The sequence below is a fragment of the Pantoea sp. BS_8 genome (assembly GCF_041954965.1).
Classification (GTDB): Bacteria; Pseudomonadota; Gammaproteobacteria; order Enterobacterales; family Enterobacteriaceae; genus Pantoea; species Pantoea stewartii.
Genome location: NZ_JAVAXU010000016.1, coordinates 1 through 16,416, shown reverse-complemented (window position 1 = coordinate 16,416; position 16,416 = coordinate 1). Strand labels below are relative to the sequence as shown.

Below are 16,416 nucleotides of genomic sequence, written 5' to 3'. Positions count from 1 at the left end.
AGATGTATCGGCTTTAGTCTTCAGAAAACCAATTGGCATGCTTACCACGACCAAATAGCTTTTCATCTCTTAATTGTTGCTCGTGTTTTAAACGGTCTAAAGATGATGTCTTTTTCTTGGCAACTAAAAAGGAAAGCACTTTAGCCGCACTCTTCAATGAATCGCTCAGGTCTCCGCTAACAGAGCGACCATTCTCGTACTTATTAAGCTCTTCATTCCAGTCGCTGGCCATGAAATTTGCCTCCGATACTATGGGAACTGCCCTGCTTCAAGATTACTTTAAAGACAGCTGGATTGGCAAGTTTTTGTACAACTCTCAGCGCTATGGTTTTCAGAACTGAGCCTGTGAAAATCATCTTTCTCAGAGCCAGGACAGTTTCGCAATCGATTACAAAATTTATCTCACTGCAAGTAAGATGAATAAGATATATATAAGCGGACTCGTTATATAAACCAGAATGGAATGAAAATGAACTCATTTAAAACCTTTGAATTGGATAGAAACCTGATTAACTCAAAAATTCGCATAAAAAACGAAATTCTTGCAGCTTGCATTGGTTATGGGAGTAAAGTTCAGCAATATAAATTCATCACAGGCTTTTGTGAGCAAAAAAGAAACGGATATGCAATTTTACTTGAGTTTATTTCAATTTTATTTAAAGATTCTAAACTACCCATTAAAAATGACAGGATATATTCATGGTATAGGAATGATAGCGATGTTAAAGGTTTGATAGAATCTCTCAGTAATTCACAATTAAGCGAAATCATTACCGAGCTAAATGAAGTTTACGGAAACACACAGAGTCTTTTAAACTCTGCAGGAGTTACTCATGTTAATTTAAGGCGCGAGATCCCCCCCAAAGGAATACCACGCCGTATAAGTAAAAGAGTCAGAATATCGCAATTCGGAATTGACAGAATGAGCTATGATAGCTTATTGATGCTTTACAAAGCATCAGCAAATATTCTTGGTTGCGAAACAATACCTTTATACATGGATGTTGCAAACTCTTTCACCGACACTAACAAGAAAGGCGGTTACGGCTCTATTTCTCTGAGTTTCAATATACCAATAGAAGATGTATTGTATTCTTACCTCACTCTCCCAGGCAATCAGATGGAAGGCGAGGAATGGGTTGCAATTAATCGCTCTTCTACTGGCATTATTGAATTTCCTGTTTCAAAAATTACCATTGATGACAAAACAGTTGAATCCTTTTATGAAGATGCCTGTAGTCATCTAAGTGCTGAATGTGCAAAGCAATTATTCGATTTAGATTACTCAAAAACATGGGGGAACGTGCCACATTTTCTCTCACGCTTTCTATCTTAAAATCCAAAGACGTGAAGTCAGTAGTGTAAGGGGTCTTTTAACAGTTTGCCTTCAGGGCTGTTCCCGTATTTTTCCCACATTCATCTATGACATTTAGCTTGTAAATGGATCTCATAACGATCTAACATTCCGATCGTTGTACCGTTGCTTTTGCAACACGCCAATGTCCCGGCAATCTGAGAGGGACGCCTTCGGGTGATTGCACTGCCAAAACCGTCATGACCTGAGAGACGGAGCCTTCGGGCGGTAACTTCGTTTAACCTTTGAGAACGAAGATCGTGTTGCGATAAAGGTCCTTTCTTTTACTAAGCCATTTCTGGCATTTTCTGATTACGGTTTCGGCCGTATCGCTTTCACTTTTCTTTACGCACTGACGCTGAAGGGCTGCTGCGAACTTTGCAACGCGGGTATGACCATTTGGAACATTTGGGCATCTTCCACGTTTGCATTGAAAGCAGAGGAGCGCGGCGTCACTTGTGTACGAGTGAAACGAGTACCAAGTGACGCGCGCAGCGCATTACGGACAGCGCTTACGCACTGTACCTTCAACGAAAGGTCTACCAACTGACCAACACGTATTAAAGTTTTTCTGACGGCCTCAATACGTTTTTCATCTCAATTTTGATTGATTCTCAACCTATCGTTCATTCGCTTACTAAAGACATGAACGCCACTTAAAAGGAGAAATCGGCACGATATCGATGGCGACACCAGAAAACTGGTGTGTGGAGGCAGACTGATTCATTTCAGCCCGGCGAAAGCCGCGAACAGGTCAGAGACCTGGGGAGCCTTGCAATAACTCAACATTTCGCCGCCCCGATGCACAGATGTCTGCCGAGACGCAGGAAGCGCAAAATAAACCGTGCCGTCGGGGTGAAATTTTATCGTCTGTAATCGTTGTGCAGCCGGTGACAGAGCTTTTCCGTTCACACGCACGGAAAAGCTCTGTCACCTCATTGAATGGAGAGTGGTCTGTGGCAAAGCTGAATAAAAATTTAAAAACCCTTGCCCGCCAGGCGGGCGGAAGTTTCAAAACTGTATCTGACCGTACAAAAATTGCTGACCGGTTTGCAGACAGAATGTTCAGTCTCAATATTCAAATTCGGGACATTAAATACATAAAGACAAATCACATAGAGACTTATATTAGAAGCCGTCTGGCGGAAAATATATCTAAACGTACTCTCCAAAATGAAATGGCGGCGATACGCGCAATACTGCGTGTATCGGGTAAAACGTTCATGTCTGATCCAGATCACCCGAAGTTGAGTAATGATGCTTTGAATATTTCTGGGACAAGTCGTGATGGAACAAAGAAAGCAATAACGGATGATTATTTCAATAAAGTTTTTTTATCTGTCAGTGAAAAGGATGAAGGCGTAGCATGTGCAATGAAAATTTCACGCCTTTTAGGTTTGAGAACTGAGGAAACTGTTCAGTCCGTAAAATCACTACAGACATGGAAGAAAGCATTAATAAATGGCGAAGAGAAAGTCCGTGTCGTTTTTGGCACTAAGGGAGGAAGGCCCAGAGAAACAACTATTATAAATCGGCAGGAAACCTTGGATTTTATAAACAAAGCCATAAAGTTCTCCTCAGAAAACAATAACAGACTGATAGATAAACCATCTATTCACTTGGCGATTGAACGATACAGAAATGTAGTCAGAGAGGCCGGTCTGTTTGGAGAGTTCGCTCCCCACAGCCTAAGATATGCGTACACTCAAGATGTAATAAGGTTACATAAAGAAAATGGCTTCAGCCTTGAAGAGGCTGAAGCACTGGCTTCAATGGATTTAGGTCATGGTGATGGTCGGGGGCATTATGTAGCTCGCATCTATAATAAAAAATGATAAAAGTCCGTTTTAAATCACTGACAATCCACTGATTACTCTACTCAAATATTCTATGAGCTAATTTAACAAACGCGAACGAGCTGATAGAGAATATATTTACTGAAGTTTTAAGGCGTATGTATTGAATATACTATCATAGGTTTCTTCATCTGAATCTCTAAAATATTTATGGATATAGTCTGGCACAGGGTTACCAGAAGCTCTGTAAGTGAAGATTTGATCTTGAATTGACCTTGTTAGTTTTTCTAACTTTTCATTTTCAATAACTTTCTTCTCAACGAGCTCTTGGAGTGCGCTTTCAACTTTTACGCGCAAACTATCAGCTTTCTCTGCAGCCTTTTTGTTTTCATTAACGAAACGATGATAAAATTGATATATTGGCATAATTATAGCCACAAAAGCTATAAACTTAAGAAATTCCAGATTGGCGAAAAGCATTGAAACACTGAAAAGGGCGATATTAATAGCCATTATAATTGTTACAATAAATGACGTTTTTCTCTTTAGTCTCGCGTCCCATCCTAAATTTTTGCTTTGACATAACATCCTCATTATCAATGAGTTTACATTTATAGGGAAATTCAAATACCAATTTTTAAGTGATGAATCGCCATTTTTTTCCAGATATGATCGTGCGGGGCTATCTGAATCAGATACACTTACCTTTTTTTCGGCAACAATTTCATTCCAGGGCATATCATAGAGCAGCGTATCGTACTCTTCTTGAATCTTTGCAGCCTGTTTTTTACACGTTGTTATATAGTTCAGGAGGAAGTTGTTAATTATTAAGAATCCCAATCCATAAACTGTAAGAAAACTTTTTAACCAAGGAAACGTGAATCCAGGTATGAAACTTAGAATGAAGAAGAAAAAGGTTAAGCATGATGGTACAACCACACCTAAGCAAAAACTCCACCAAAGAAGTATTTTTACTTTTGAATATATGAATCGTTGTGCGGCAAGTAATCTTAACATCAATGGTTCATTCTGTTTTTCGAAGAAATTATTCATTAATCATCAGCTCCAGGAAAATTTTTACCAAAAATTTCTTTCCAAATTTCGCCAGCTTTTTCTGGATCAAGGAATTCCTGACTTGATGCCTGTTCAGCTTTTACTGCATCTTCTAAAGCCAACTCCCTGATTTTCCACTGGTCACCCCATTCCAGGCCATTAATATCGCCTTGAAAGTTTTTCTGGTCGTAGACTGGCCCCAATATTGCGTCTGCGAGTGACCTAAGTGCATGCGGAAATTCATGAGGAATATATTCGCTCATACCATCTTCAAATAGTGAGTCATAACGATTAAGCATTATAGTCTCAAGAAGGTACGAACCAATAGCGGGAACGCCACGTTTCTTTTTCCAGTACTTAATTAAACGAATAATGTTTAATACTTTACCACCATGTTTTTGATTAATGCTCGTCGTTCTGTCTTTATCTATACGTGGGTCAGTTTTTTTCCAGTGTCCATTACCATCAGGGATGAGAAAAAATTTATTTCCTTGATCATCTGGCACTGTAGAAAAGGCTGGTACTATATCAAAATTCCAAGTATATGAACTCAATTTTAATGTGGCTGCTTCGCCCTGACGTTTACTTACAGCGCTTGAATATTGAGGTACGTTTTGCAAAGCCGATACAAATCTGTTTACTACTCGCCTAGAGTTTATCCAAAGTTTTGTATCATCGAGAAAATTATTAAATTTAGAGTCAGCCCCAGCCGTGAGCATTATTGTATCACCATACTCAGAATAGCTACTACCCTGCGCATGCATGAGAATCATCATATCAATGTCATCAAGTTCTCTAATTTTCGTTTTCCTCGAAAAAGAGCCGAACCACATTTTCGGACTTTGTTGAAGGATTGGAAAATCATCGTACTTATCTGGGAAATTTAATATTTGATTATCTACAAGCCAATTCCTACTTCTTTTTCCATCTTTACTTGCTTCAGAGTCAAGATTGACTTGATCTTTCATGAAGTCCTTAAATGCAGAACTGATTGCATAAGCCATTTATGTTTCCTAGAGGTTTTATAAATAATTTTTTAATTAAACCGATAGTTCTAAAGAGTTTTTTTCAGAACAGTGATGCCCTGTTCAAAAGAAGTCTCTGAAGATAATGAAAAATTTTATTTTATTTCACGAAGATCAACTTCAGCTACATTCATTACATAAATTTCCCTGAAGAGTTCGTTGAGATTAATCCTAACCTTTGCCTATAGGAAAATCCAGTTTTTCTTAACAGTTTTGCATGTATTTTCTTCTTTAGTGCATTTCAGGATCGTATCTTCATATCTTGATACCGGTCTAAATTTTATTGCTGTTACGATGGGTTCATTAGTTGGTACAAACTGCTACTGACTATAATTCTTATCAAGGCTTGCGGAGGAATAAATCCTACAGTACGATATTTGTGCTAACTGTTGCCATCACGACAACTGCCAATGTTCCGGTGATTTGAGAGGAACGCCTTCGGGTAATCACACGCCAATGTCATCATTACCTGAGAGATGGCGCTTTCGGGCGGTAACAAATCTGTTTAACCTTTGAAAACAGAGACCCCTGCGGTTAAGGTCCTTTTCTACTTCGCACCACACTCCCATACACCAGTTTTACTCATCTGGCATTCTGTGCCTGATTCTCACTCCTGAGGGATACTTTCCCTCCGGGACGGTTCCCTTTTTATTAAGGAATCGTACCCATGCATTACACCAGAATGATCAACCCTCTTACGTTACTGAATTGTGACTCGCCAGCTTCAGCAAAAATCTTGGTGGATTACGTAAAAACTCAGCTTAACGTGCGTCTGGATTACAGACTCGTGGTCGATGCAGATCCACAGGTTCCTGCTGACGGCCTTCCGGACTACCTTACTTTTCTGAGACATGTCGCGCTCGCAGTTGGTTTTGCGACTGAGCATGGATACATCAGACATGCCTTTACCGAACAGGCAGTGAACGAGCTTACTCTTTTGGGGACAAGTGTTCACAGTCTTCACTGGAATGCGGCTTTTTATGAGGGCGCTACCCGGTCCCGAGAGGACAAAGAGCTGGACAACGCTACAGAGCAACTGCGTGCAATGTTTTATCAGAGCGCTGATGCTTCTGACATCGTCTGACCGCCTTATTAACCGAACTGTTTCTCACCCTAACGGGACTTCTGTCCCCGTCAGGGGCAGGGTTCCCCAATGATTTAAGGAATCCTTTATGAACGCATTAACTCTTAACGAAGATTTTCAAATCAGTGCCGCCGAACGTGACGCTTACAAAGTTGCACTGGCCAAAGCAGAAGGTGACCTGCTGATTATTGCAGCGCATCGTCGCCTTGGTCTTAACACCAGTACCGATGAAGACGGTTTTCCATACTATGTCTGGGAAATGGCTGACGTTGCCCGGGACTTGGCCGAGCTGTCTGTACGCGAACTCGTGCCGGCATCATGGCAGTCTTTTTTTGAAATCCTCTGCCACATGGCCAGAAACATTGATGAAGCAGCCTGGACGTTTTTTTTCAACAGCGCCGTTAGAGACGAAGAGGGCTTCATGTATGACTTACGTGAGCAAGAGCGCTACGGTTGCAGCTGAGGTGCTTGATTATGGAACTATTTAACAACACTGAATTGTGTCTAATCGCTGAATGGTGCGTTGAATGTGACATCATCCCTGATCGTGTTACAGAAAGCGAAGTCCGCGCTGCGTGCCGCTCTTTGGGTATTAAGCATGGCGATTTTTATGACCTTTATCAGGTTAAAGAAATCAGCGAACTGATGAAGTCTTGAATACATCAAAGAGCTGACTGATATGACTCACTAACCCTTGCGGGGATTTATCTCCCTGCGGAGACAAATCCTCCTTTTATCTGAAGGGGATTTTTCGATGAACACACTGGAATCTGAATACTGTTTATACGTTAAACGTGACAGCAGTGAATGGCACCGCATGTGGAAAAAACTGGCGCGCCATAAGCTCAACCGCTCACTTTCAGAGCCTACCGTCGCTGATTATGACGGCGAAATCTGGCAGTACATGTCGACCTGGGAAACCACGTCAGGCCTGTTGCCCGGTAAACGCTTTGAGCACCATTTCAGACATCGTGCGCACCCTCGTTGCGGGCGCACATATATAACCGTTGCTGCGAGCCGGGGTTTTAATCCGGACGATGCAGATAACGTCTATTACCGTCATTTCGGTTAACTGTTAACCACCGGCCTGAGTCAGTTTCTGATAAAGGCTTTAACCCGCGCGGGGACAACCTCCCCGCCACAGCGGCGGTGGTTTTCTCCGCGCTTAATCAGGAGAAAACCATGAGCAGTATAATGCTTTCACTTATCACCCGCCTTTCAGGCGCACTTAACCGGCTTGCCGGCAACCTGCAGCAACAGCAGGCAGAGTGGTTTACCAACCGCAGCGGCCGCTGCAGCTTTAAGGCAGACGTCGTGCCGACAGAGAACGGGTTTACGCCCGTCATCTCCCGTCGCACCGGCTTCACTCAGCGTGACTGGCGTGTTGACCAGTTACCGGGTGCCGGTACGTACGCAACGGCCCGTAAGGCCCTCAGGGCCGGTCGGCTGATGGCGCAGCAGATGGCGGAACTTCGCTACCGCTTTGACTGATGTTAACTGAATGACACTTCCCGGAGGGACCTTCCCTCCCGGGGAGGTCACCTCCTTTTTTAAGGAGCCACTATGATACGTTTCACCTCCACTCAGCTTCGTCCAGTTCTGTCTCTCAACCGGGGCTTAAGAGGCCCGGTGATACTCGAAAAAAACAACGGTATCTGTCTCCACCGCCCTGACTCCAGAAGGCTTGTAACCATCCCGCTGGCCTGGGCTGAAGGATGTAATCCCTTGTCAGATGACGGATGGCGTAAGCTTTCCGAGAGCCTGATAGCCGATGAAACCTTTTCTCATCAGTTTGACCTGAGTCAGAACGCCTGTGACGCAGTTTTGAATGAGCATCAGGACCTGATTATCTCCTTCATTTGCCAGACTCCGGGTGCCGTCAGGGTCTTTGCCGAAACAGGTGAGCCTGAGAAGATTTATCTTCCTGTCGGCATTTACCGTGAGAGGATCTCATGGCTTTACGACCAGTCCTTACGCCACTTCCATTCCTGCGTCGGTAATGCGGAACGCCTGAGCTGGCGTTCACAGGCGCTGAATGTGCTCGACAGGGTTATCCGGCTCGATTCAAGGCGGGCTAAACCCTCTGACCGGCAGATGCTGGCCAGCGCTGTGCAGGATGTTCGCAAGCGTATCAGCCAGATTTCATCAGACGGATCGTTACGTTTTTACTCATAACATTTTTCCCACTCACCGGTGGCGCACTGTCCGCCACCGGGACAGATGCGCCGTTTTTTTAGAGGCGCATCCCATGAAGAAAAAAACTGCCGGCCGTAAGGCCACAACGGAACAACAGACTGACCTTTATCAGCAGGTCACCGACAAAATCATCATCGCGCTGGAAAACGGCGTGCCGCCCTGGCGTCGGCCATGGCGTTCTGCGCAGAAGGTCTACGGCAGCGGGCTGCCGGTCAACGCCGTCACGGGCAGACACTACAGCGGCGTCAACGTGCCACTGCTGTGGATGGCTGCAGAGGAAGCGGGTTACGGCGCCGATCGCTGGCTCACGTATCAGCAGGCAAAGGCTGCCGGCGGACAGGTCAGAAAAGGCGAGCGCAGCTCAATGGCCATCATCTTCAAACCGTTTGAAAAGCAGCTCCGCGACGGCAATGACAGTCCGGTGTTCAGGGACGGCGTGCCGGTGATGGAAAAGCTGGCCATGATGAAACCCCTGCAGCTGTTCAACGTTGCGCAGTGTGAAGGGCTACCCGATAAGGTGTATGCCCCCACGATGATGCAACCGGATACTCCCCCTGAGGGTTTCTCAACCGGACAGCAGCAACAGGTTCTGGAGATACTCAACGCAACCGGCGTGAAGTGCTCTTCTCACCGGCAGAACCGGGCGTATTACAGCCCGGGGGCAGATCGGATTGTGTTGCCTACAACTTCACAGTTTCGTTCACCTGAAGACTACTGGTCCACGCTGCTGCACGAACTGGTGCACGCGACCGGCCATCGCAGCCGCCTCGATCGTGAGGGGATAACCTCCTCATCAAGAGAGTTCGGTGACCCCGTTTACGCTTTTGAGGAGCTGATAGCGGAAACCGGCAGTGCATTTCTCTGTGCACATCTCGGCATTTTTGGTGAGGTACAGCACGAGAGCTACCTGAACGGCTGGCTCAGCGTTTTACGTAATGACAAAAAGGCGTTTTTCCGTGCCTGCCGGTTTGCCCGGGAAGCATCGGAATACCTGCTGAAGCCGCTGGGTGAAACCCGGAGCGAAGCAGCGTAATTAACCCCGGCGACGTCAGTCGCCATCATCCCCCTGAGGGCACTCTCCTCAGGGAGATGCCCTCTTTTTTAAACGTAGAAGAGGAGTACAACGATGTTTTCATGGTGCAAAAACCGTCTGGAAATTACCGGTAAGTCTGGCTGCATCGATGTCATGCAGTCGTGGATTAACGGCACTGAAGCGCCGCTTTACCGCCACGCCATACGGCAGGCCATAAAGCTGTTTCTCGCCGGCTGTGCCGGTATGCTCAAACCCGTCAAGGCAACGGAATATCGTGCTTATCCGGAGCTGGTTTCATCAGGCACCGGCGTCGGCACATCACCCAACCAGGCGTTTCAGCATTTCCTGGAACTGCTTGAGAAGGATGCCTGGCTTGACGGCAAAACGCTCTCGCGAATGGACAAAATCTGGGTTCAGTCCGGCATCGGCGACATTAAGTGGGAAAGTATCCCTCATGCAGCCCGCCAGACCATCTCCCGGCTTATGGCCGTTCATTACGCCGACTGGTTTGGCGTCGCCTCTGCGGGCGGTCAGTTTGACCCGCAGGAGCGCTGGGAGTGGCTCAGTATAAAACCGGACACAACCTGTCCGTGTGACATGCTGATGGTGATGCCGTCACGTCTGGCCACCGAGCTCAACGGGGACAGCGGTCTGTTCAGTGGCCTCAACACCACATCAGAACTCTATACCCAGCTCTTCGGGACGGAGTTTCCGGCGGGGCACCGGCTGGAGTGTAGTCGTGACGATATCGGGTCACTGAAGCTGACGTTCTCTTCTCCCTGGTATCCGCCGTCGGCGGAAGTCATGGGGCAGATGTCGCAGAAGTTTGAATGTGAAATCCGTCACTACTGGCTGTCTCCGGATGCCGGCACGTCGGGTTATAACTGTTTTGACCGCGGTGACCACGTCGACAGCGGCCCTTATCCGGAGGATGAGGTGCAGTATCCTGTGAGTGAAGGAGCCCGTCTGTATCAGTTCAGTGCTGAAGGAGGTGCTCCTGCCACTCCGGCCGTTGCACATTACGCCGGCGTTCGCGCATGACGTTACCAACCGACAGACCGGTATCTCAGGTCTGTCAGACAATGGCCACAGCATCTGCTGTGGCCGCTTTTTCACCCGAAGGGGGAACATCGTTTCCCTTACGGGGCGTGTTCCCCCTTTTTAATGAGGAAACACGCATGAGCATCCGTACCGACCATGAGAAAGAGTTCATCTCCCTGTTCAACTCCATCGCCCGGGGCACCCGGCGTCTTCAGGTGTTTACCGACTTCATCAGCTGCAGCGTTATTGCGATTCAGAATGGACTGCAGTTCTGTGATAAACGTGAAAAGAAATACATGGCCATCGTGGCCAGATACAAAAAAGAGGACGTTTTATCGATGGCCAGACTGCTGGCCTGTGTAGTGAACGGCCTGGAAGAAAAGATTTGTGACTTTCTCGGACGCATTTACATGCTGCTGGAGCTCGGTGACAAAGACAAAGAGCAGTATTTTACTCCGTGGAGCGTGGCGCTGTTGATGGCGCAGCTGCAGTTCGGCGCGCAACTCAGCAAGCCTGAAGAGGTGTTCAGAGACAAGCCGTTTATCACTTTTGCTGAACCGGCCTGCGGCGCAGGTGCAATGACGCTCGCATTTGCCAGCATGCTCCGGCAGGCAGGTTATTCACCTCACCGGTATCTGTGGGTGTCGGTAACCGACATCGACCCGCTGGCGGCGGGCATGGCCTATATCCAGCTGTCGCTTTGCGGTATACCCGGCGAGGTTGTTATAGGGAACGCATTATGTGACGAACGGCGACGCGTTCTGCTTACGCCGGTACATTACTTAGAGGGATGGTCAGGACGACTGCAGAAGCATGTCAAAAAGCCCGACAAGCAGAGTGAAGAGGCTGCATGACGGAAACAAGCGGCAGTCTGATAATCAAATGAGAGCTTTAATTTACAGACAAAAGGGGGCATTTGCCCCCTTTTTTACTACTTAATAAAACGCTCCAGAAGCCACTTAAATAGCGAGCTTAAGGCAATTCTGCTGATCCAAACCAATGGAACAACGAACGGTTTTGCATTCCCGTTACGGTCAAAAAACAGATTCTTGATCATTATTTTGTTCCCATATGATCACTTTACATGGAGCCGAATCTGCCTCTACAATGACGTCGTCAACATTCAGTAGTGCAGTTCAGCCATGGATTCACTTCTGACAAAAAACACCTTCTGGTGTGCGAAAGGCTAAAGGCATTGCAGTGCTTTTGGCCTTTTTTATTTCCATTTTGAATCCTCTCATTTTCAGCCTCAGCCTACATGTTGTTACCTTCATCGCAGGTAACCACATCATATTGGCTTATTCTAGTATTTTGCTGGCGGCGGGCAACAGGAAAAAATGATGTCTGCAGGGGTTGTATTTTCTGCGGCTTTTCCTAGGCCGCGTCTTATAAGGCCGCACGTCCTGTCAACCATTCTGAGAAAATATTGCGATTAATGATCGACCGCTGTTTTTTCAAACATTCCCTGTCTGTTTAAAAGTTGTTCTGTCACTTTTGTCACCGTCTCGCTATTTTTTTTCGCATATCAGGGGCATACAAAAATCCTACCTGAGCTTCGTTGACTGTCGAGCAGTTACTCGATAATACTGTATATATAAACAGTAAAAAAGGGAGGTACCATGACATGCTCACTTTATACAAATACCCGCTATCCCCGATCTCGATAGCTGCACCACTTTTCCTCGAAACCTGTCAGGCAGGTTTTCCCAGCCCTGCTCAGGATTATGTTGAGCGCGAGTTAGACCTCAACGAATATTGTGTCATGCGTCCTGCAGCCACGTTTTTTGTCCGCGCCTCCGGACAGTCTATGACAGACATTGGTCTCAACAGCGGTGATTTAATGGTGGTCGATAAGGCCGAATCTCCCCGGCACGGCGACATAGTCATTGCTGAGATTGAGGGTGAGTTTACCGTTAAACGCCTGCTGCTCCGCCCCAGGCTGACGCTTCAACCCATGAATCCTTCCTTTCCTCCCATATATCCCGATCCGGAAACGCTACAGATTTTCGGCGTGGTCACCTCGTTTATTCATAAAACCCGGGGTGAGTAATGTTCGCCATTGTGGACGTCAACAGCTTTTATGCGAGCTGTGAAAAAGTCTTCAGACCTGATTTGCGTAACCAGGCTGTCGTCGTCCTGAGTAACAACGATGGTTGCGTCATCGCCCGTAGTGCTGAAAGTAAAAAATTTGTACGAATGGGTGAACCCTGGTTTAAGATTAAAAACGAAAATTTACCTGTTAAAATTCATGCGTTTAGCTCTAACTATGCGTTATACGCCTCGATGTCGAACAGGGTAATGAGCGTTTTAGAGGCTCTGTCACCTCGCGTGGAACAGTATTCGATTGATGAGATGTTTCTGGACGTACGTGGAATCGATTTTTGCACGGACTTCGAGACGTTTGGCCGCGAAGTCCGGCGCAGTGTGCGTGAACATACCGGCCTTACGGTTGGAGTCGGTATAGGCAAAACCAAAACGCTTGCAAAATCAGCCCAGTGGAGCAGCAAGGAGTGGCCCCAGTTTGGTGGTGTGCTGGCCATCACGTCGCACGTCCGTGCAGAGAAAATGCTGGCCCGCCAGCCCGTTGAGGAGGTCTGGGGGGTCGGCAGACGCATTGCCAAAAAACTGAACAGCATGGGAATTACAACCGCACTGGAGCTCTCCCGTGCCAATCCTGCAATGATCCGTAAACACTTCAGCGTGGTACTGGAGCGAACGGTGCGCGAGCTGAACGGCGAGAGCTGTATCAGTCTGGAAGAGGCACCGCCGGCTAAGCAGCAGATCGTGTGCTCCCGTTCGTTCGGCGAAAGGGTCACCGAGTATGAACACATGAGGCAGGCAATCTGTCAGCATGCCGAACGCGCGGCCGTTAAATTAAGAGGGGAAAAACAATACTGCAGACAGGTTTGTGCATTCATCAAAACCTCACCTTTTTCGCCCGGGGAGACTTACTATGGTAACGTGGCTTCAGAGACGCTTATGTCGCCCAGTCAGGATTCCAGAGACATTATAGAGGCTGCAATGAGAGCACTTGATCGGGTGTGGATAAGCGGCCATCGCTATGCCAAAGCAGGCGTTATGCTGAACGACTTCACTCCCTCAGGTGTTGCCCAGCTCAACCTCTTTGACGAAGTTCAACCCAGAGCTAACAGTAAGCCTCTGATGCAGGTGATAGATCATATTAATCAGACCGGGATGGGGAATATCTGGTTTGCCGGCCGAGGAATAGCGCCGGCATGGCAGATGAAGCGAGAGATGCTTTCACCAGCCTATACCACACGCTGGAGTGATATTCCTGTCGCCAGGCTTTAGACAATCCGTATATGATGATTATTCGAAAATTTCTATGGAATGAATATGATGACCAATCCTTTGAGCTGGGAGAACTGGAGCAAGGTTTATTTAAACAAGAAAAAAAATAAAAAAGCCTCACTTGAACGGTGGGGGCTACGAAATCTTCATTCTGTGGAAAATCTTGATTACATTGTATCTGAAGTTAAAAAAACATACTTAAATAACAACCCTCATGTCAAAGTCAGCGCAAACTCAGTTTGGATTGATGGGACGCCTCAGGCAGAATTTACAGTAAGCCATTACAAGCGTGTGTATAACAATTCATCCTCAATCAGCAGCAATGCTACACAGCCAAACTTTAAATTTTACAAAAATGAAGTCCTGAATTGTGAGCTGGCAGACCTTTTGTTTATTTTCAATGAATTCAACAGCCAAAATAGTTATAAAAGAGTACGCGCCGTTTTGTTACAGGGTAAGTGCTCAGATAAAGATAATTTGTTACCCAATGGGCCTTCAACAGAGAAAGAAAGGAAGCTACTTGAATCAGTTAACCGGAATGAAAAACTGACATTATATCCTGGTACAAAAGCGTCTGGTAAGGATATAGGGTCTTACACGTTGGGGGGCAATGCGCCAGGACTGGCTGATTGCGCTAAGTACCTGATGATGCCTAAATATGAAACGTGGAGCTATAACACGCCTGGCTATGTTGATCCGTACGTAATAGGTTGGCCAGTAGACTCATCAAATAAAAGTCTCGGTACAACAACAAATTACCTAGAGGCAATCATCAAAGAAATGCTCAAACATGGGACGATGGGAAGGGATGTTCAAATTCGAAATGGCGCTATAGACAGGAGCTGCCCATGGTCAAGGATGATTGATGATTTGCTGACAAGTTACGATGGAGTAACAATGAAAGGCTACAAGAATCAAAAAAGGGTGTATACATCATCCGGACATGCACCTGACTACATCAACAGTCTTGGCTTGATGATAAATCATCAGCAATGGCTTACGTATTTGGACCAACTTGAATTCGAATTTTTGGTTATAAATAAATACTTTGAAACTCTTGAGTGGATTGAACGTCAATATTATTTCCACATGAGACGAATGGATTATTGCAATAGGAACAACCTACCTTTTTGGTCCGGCCCAGTCATTTCTACGATAACAGTTAATATTGACTATCATGAAGGTGAATTTTTACGAGATTGATTTAGCAACTGGCAAAAAATAATAACCCCGTACCTACGGGGTTTCGCGTTTATCCTGTTCAGGTGCCCATTCGAGTCCGCATTTATCGCAGGACCATTTTCCGTTTGGATTTTTCCTGATGCCATAGAAATTGCAAAAGGGACATGTTTTTGGTTTATACACTATTTTCCATCCTCTTTCTGATAGACAGGGTCCGTACCACGCGGAAACTTCAAGGCCTCGTTTCGGTAGTGCTGAAGCCTTTGTCTGAAGTATTCCTGTAGCTCTTCCGGTTGCTGTCTCTCGACTTCCGAAGGAATCACCGGCAGATTCATGCGTTCTTTATAAGCAACTCCTGATGCGGCCAGATCCACGTTGACCTTATCACGTTCCTCTTTGCTTTTTGCTGCTATGTTGTGCGACATATGAAGTCCTCCCTGACAGAAGTATATCAGGAAAGGTGCGCTGTTTAGTTTAAGCCTATGGCGTCACATGGTGCATGGTGTCTGGGAGCTCAATCCGGTCAAGGCTGCGTCTTAATGCACTGTACAAAAAGTCGCACTCAGCCTGTTTATTGGCTTTAAAGGGTTTTTCGGAAAGCCACTGGGCATTACCCGGCCAGCCGAGGACTTTAAGGACCTGACGACCACGGAGATAAAGCAGTCCCCAGCCCGGGGGCAAATCTGCAACAGTGATTATGCCGGGTTCAGACAGATAAAAACGCCAGTCGCCCAGACCCGTTTCGGGGGCGATGCGAAACGGCTTTTTCCGGTCAGCCAGAAAGTCAGCTCTGGAGCACTTACACTCGATCAGGCATGATGCACCATTGCGAAATCCAATAGCGTCGGGTAACTCCCCGGAATTACTCCATGCACGAAATCCGTCGCCGAGCGTAACGGGGAATCCGTTGCTGCGCAGAAATCGTTCTGCTCGCCGGCACATTATTTCATGAGCATTCACACCCGGTGAGGGCAGAGCTTTTATTTCATTATTTACGAGTGTTTTTTTTCTTATAAAGACCATCAGGGGCCTCTTCGTATTGATTTTCTTTTTCAGGATTAATCGTGATGTGGAAGCGCGTCAGGCTCATTCACAATATCCGTATTCGATATGCTCTGAAGATAGGCCAGTGCGGTCTCAAGCTGGTCGAATTCTTTTAAATCAACTCTGCTCATATAACTTTCAGTTAATATGCCGTAAAAATTTGTATGAGTGTTATAGATGAATGAATAAGAACACTCCTTAGTGGGGAGGTTATGAATGCTCATTAATTTTTCATTGCTTTCACTGGCTCTGATGTATTGCATGACAAATTCAACCATAGCGATATTTTGTGCCAA

The 16,416-nt window shown here is 46.2% G+C and carries 19 protein-coding genes and 1 pseudogene; 14 read left to right on the top strand and 6 right to left on the bottom strand.

From position 1 onward, the window contains the following. Window positions 1-13: 13 nt before the first annotated feature. A complete protein-coding gene (locus tag RAC65_RS20645) occupies window positions 14-232 on the bottom strand; it encodes a hypothetical protein (RefSeq protein WP_375097179.1) in 219 nt (72 codons plus the stop codon). 237 nt (window positions 233-469) lie between these two features. Here RAC65_RS20645 and RAC65_RS20640 point away from each other — a divergent pair, with 237 nt between their 5' ends. Continuing rightward, window positions 470-1,336 (top strand): hypothetical protein, encoded by an 867-nt coding sequence (locus RAC65_RS20640; protein ID WP_375097178.1) that lies wholly within the window; start codon window positions 470-472, stop codon window positions 1,334-1,336. A 974-nt stretch (window positions 1,337-2,310) separates the two neighbouring features. Then, window positions 2,311-3,189, top strand: coding sequence for an integrase domain-containing protein (locus tag RAC65_RS20635; RefSeq protein WP_375097177.1), 879 nt, complete (start codon window positions 2,311-2,313; stop codon window positions 3,187-3,189). Between the two features lie 99 nt (window positions 3,190-3,288). Here the strand turns inward: RAC65_RS20635 and RAC65_RS20630 are convergent, their stop codons facing one another. Next, window positions 3,289-4,203 (bottom strand): S-4TM family putative pore-forming effector, encoded by a 915-nt coding sequence (locus tag RAC65_RS20630; protein WP_375097176.1) that lies wholly within the window; start codon window positions 4,201-4,203, stop codon window positions 3,289-3,291. Next, window positions 4,203-5,207, bottom strand: a complete 1,005-nt coding sequence (locus tag RAC65_RS20625) for a nucleotidyltransferase (protein ID WP_375097175.1) — start codon at window positions 5,205-5,207, stop codon at window positions 4,203-4,205. The genes RAC65_RS20630 and RAC65_RS20625 overlap by 1 nt, the downstream gene beginning before the upstream one ends. Window positions 5,208-5,895: 688 nt before the next feature. On the opposite strand from RAC65_RS20625, the gene RAC65_RS20620 reads away from it, so the two are divergent. The 12 genes from RAC65_RS20620 (at window position 5,896) to RAC65_RS20565 (ending at window position 15,097) form a co-directional block, all read left to right on the top strand. After that, on the top strand, window positions 5,896-6,312 hold the full coding sequence (locus tag RAC65_RS20620) for a hypothetical protein (protein ID WP_375097174.1): 417 nt from the start codon (window positions 5,896-5,898) through the stop codon (window positions 6,310-6,312). 88 nt (window positions 6,313-6,400) lie between these two features. Continuing rightward, window positions 6,401-6,775, top strand: coding sequence for a hypothetical protein (locus RAC65_RS20615; protein WP_375097173.1), 375 nt, complete (start codon window positions 6,401-6,403; stop codon window positions 6,773-6,775). A gap of 11 nt (window positions 6,776-6,786) precedes the next feature. After that, window positions 6,787-6,969, top strand: coding sequence for a hypothetical protein (locus tag RAC65_RS20610; RefSeq protein WP_375097172.1), 183 nt, complete (start codon window positions 6,787-6,789; stop codon window positions 6,967-6,969). A gap of 97 nt (window positions 6,970-7,066) precedes the next feature. Beyond that, window positions 7,067-7,384: a hypothetical protein gene (locus RAC65_RS20605; RefSeq protein ID WP_375097171.1), complete on the top strand. Its 318-nt coding sequence runs from the start codon at window positions 7,067-7,069 to the stop codon at window positions 7,382-7,384. Between the two features lie 110 nt (window positions 7,385-7,494). Further along, complete coding sequence (locus RAC65_RS20600; protein ID WP_028724191.1) at window positions 7,495-7,803, top strand: hypothetical protein; 309 nt, start codon at window positions 7,495-7,497, stop codon at window positions 7,801-7,803. 72 nt (window positions 7,804-7,875) lie between these two features. After that, complete coding sequence (locus tag RAC65_RS20595; protein WP_375097170.1) at window positions 7,876-8,487, top strand: hypothetical protein; 612 nt, start codon at window positions 7,876-7,878, stop codon at window positions 8,485-8,487. Window positions 8,488-8,560: 73 nt separating this feature from the next. Further along, window positions 8,561-9,541, top strand: coding sequence for an ArdC family protein (locus RAC65_RS20590; protein ID WP_259019241.1), 981 nt, complete (start codon window positions 8,561-8,563; stop codon window positions 9,539-9,541). 93 nt (window positions 9,542-9,634) lie between these two features. Continuing rightward, the gene (locus tag RAC65_RS20585) at window positions 9,635-10,582 is read left to right on the top strand and encodes a DUF1281 domain-containing protein (RefSeq protein ID WP_375097169.1); all 948 of its coding nucleotides are present in this window, start codon (window positions 9,635-9,637) and stop codon (window positions 10,580-10,582) included. A gap of 137 nt (window positions 10,583-10,719) precedes the next feature. Beyond that, entirely contained in the window at window positions 10,720-11,436 is a 717-nt protein-coding gene (locus RAC65_RS20580; protein WP_375097168.1) for an SAM-dependent DNA methyltransferase, read from the top strand. A gap of 770 nt (window positions 11,437-12,206) precedes the next feature. Further along, a complete protein-coding gene (gene umuD / locus RAC65_RS20575; protein ID WP_022622231.1) occupies window positions 12,207-12,632 on the top strand; it encodes a translesion error-prone DNA polymerase V autoproteolytic subunit in 426 nt (141 codons plus the stop codon). After that, window positions 12,632-13,894, top strand: coding sequence for a translesion error-prone DNA polymerase V subunit UmuC (gene umuC / locus RAC65_RS20570; protein ID WP_375097167.1), 1,263 nt, complete (start codon window positions 12,632-12,634; stop codon window positions 13,892-13,894). The genes umuD and umuC overlap by 1 nt, the downstream gene beginning before the upstream one ends. Before the next feature lie 45 nt (window positions 13,895-13,939). Then, complete coding sequence (locus RAC65_RS20565; RefSeq protein WP_375097166.1) at window positions 13,940-15,097, top strand: lysogenic conversion protein; 1,158 nt, start codon at window positions 13,940-13,942, stop codon at window positions 15,095-15,097. A 161-nt stretch (window positions 15,098-15,258) separates the two neighbouring features. Here the strand turns inward: RAC65_RS20565 and RAC65_RS20560 are convergent, their stop codons facing one another. The 3 genes and pseudogenes from RAC65_RS20560 to RAC65_RS20550 all read right to left on the bottom strand — a co-directional run. Further along, entirely contained in the window at window positions 15,259-15,501 is a 243-nt protein-coding gene (locus tag RAC65_RS20560) for a DNA polymerase III subunit theta (protein WP_022622234.1), read from the bottom strand. 55 nt (window positions 15,502-15,556) lie between these two features. Beyond that, complete coding sequence (locus RAC65_RS20555; protein WP_375097165.1) at window positions 15,557-16,018, bottom strand: hypothetical protein; 462 nt, start codon at window positions 16,016-16,018, stop codon at window positions 15,557-15,559. 116 nt (window positions 16,019-16,134) lie between these two features. After that, window positions 16,135-16,416: pseudogene (locus RAC65_RS20550) on the bottom strand (hypothetical protein); the annotation flags it as partial.

Bases quoted from the DNA above. Each gene is read 5' to 3' on its own strand.
- RAC65_RS20645 (WP_375097179.1), bottom strand. From the start codon at position 232: ATGGCCAGCGACTGGAATGAAGAGCTTAATAAGTACGAGAATGGTCGC.
- RAC65_RS20640 (WP_375097178.1), top strand. From the start codon at position 470: ATGAACTCATTTAAAACCTTTGAATTGGATAGAAACCTGATTAACTCA.
- RAC65_RS20630 (WP_375097176.1), bottom strand. From the start codon at position 4,203: ATGAATAATTTCTTCGAAAAACAGAATGAACCATTGATGTTAAGATTA.
- RAC65_RS20625 (WP_375097175.1), bottom strand. From the start codon at position 5,207: ATGGCTTATGCAATCAGTTCTGCATTTAAGGACTTCATGAAAGATCAA.
- RAC65_RS20620 (WP_375097174.1), top strand. From the start codon at position 5,896: ATGCATTACACCAGAATGATCAACCCTCTTACGTTACTGAATTGTGAC.
- RAC65_RS20615 (WP_375097173.1), top strand. From the start codon at position 6,401: ATGAACGCATTAACTCTTAACGAAGATTTTCAAATCAGTGCCGCCGAA.
- RAC65_RS20610 (WP_375097172.1), top strand. From the start codon at position 6,787: ATGGAACTATTTAACAACACTGAATTGTGTCTAATCGCTGAATGGTGC.
- RAC65_RS20605 (WP_375097171.1), top strand. From the start codon at position 7,067: ATGAACACACTGGAATCTGAATACTGTTTATACGTTAAACGTGACAGC.
- RAC65_RS20600 (WP_028724191.1), top strand. From the start codon at position 7,495: ATGAGCAGTATAATGCTTTCACTTATCACCCGCCTTTCAGGCGCACTT.
- RAC65_RS20595 (WP_375097170.1), top strand. From the start codon at position 7,876: ATGATACGTTTCACCTCCACTCAGCTTCGTCCAGTTCTGTCTCTCAAC.
- RAC65_RS20590 (WP_259019241.1), top strand. From the start codon at position 8,561: ATGAAGAAAAAAACTGCCGGCCGTAAGGCCACAACGGAACAACAGACT.
- RAC65_RS20585 (WP_375097169.1), top strand. From the start codon at position 9,635: ATGTTTTCATGGTGCAAAAACCGTCTGGAAATTACCGGTAAGTCTGGC.
- RAC65_RS20580 (WP_375097168.1), top strand. From the start codon at position 10,720: ATGAGCATCCGTACCGACCATGAGAAAGAGTTCATCTCCCTGTTCAAC.
- umuD (WP_022622231.1), top strand. From the start codon at position 12,207: ATGCTCACTTTATACAAATACCCGCTATCCCCGATCTCGATAGCTGCA.
- umuC (WP_375097167.1), top strand. From the start codon at position 12,632: ATGTTCGCCATTGTGGACGTCAACAGCTTTTATGCGAGCTGTGAAAAA.
- RAC65_RS20565 (WP_375097166.1), top strand. From the start codon at position 13,940: ATGATGACCAATCCTTTGAGCTGGGAGAACTGGAGCAAGGTTTATTTA.
- RAC65_RS20560 (WP_022622234.1), bottom strand. From the start codon at position 15,501: ATGTCGCACAACATAGCAGCAAAAAGCAAAGAGGAACGTGATAAGGTC.
- RAC65_RS20555 (WP_375097165.1), bottom strand. From the start codon at position 16,018: ATGTGCCGGCGAGCAGAACGATTTCTGCGCAGCAACGGATTCCCCGTT.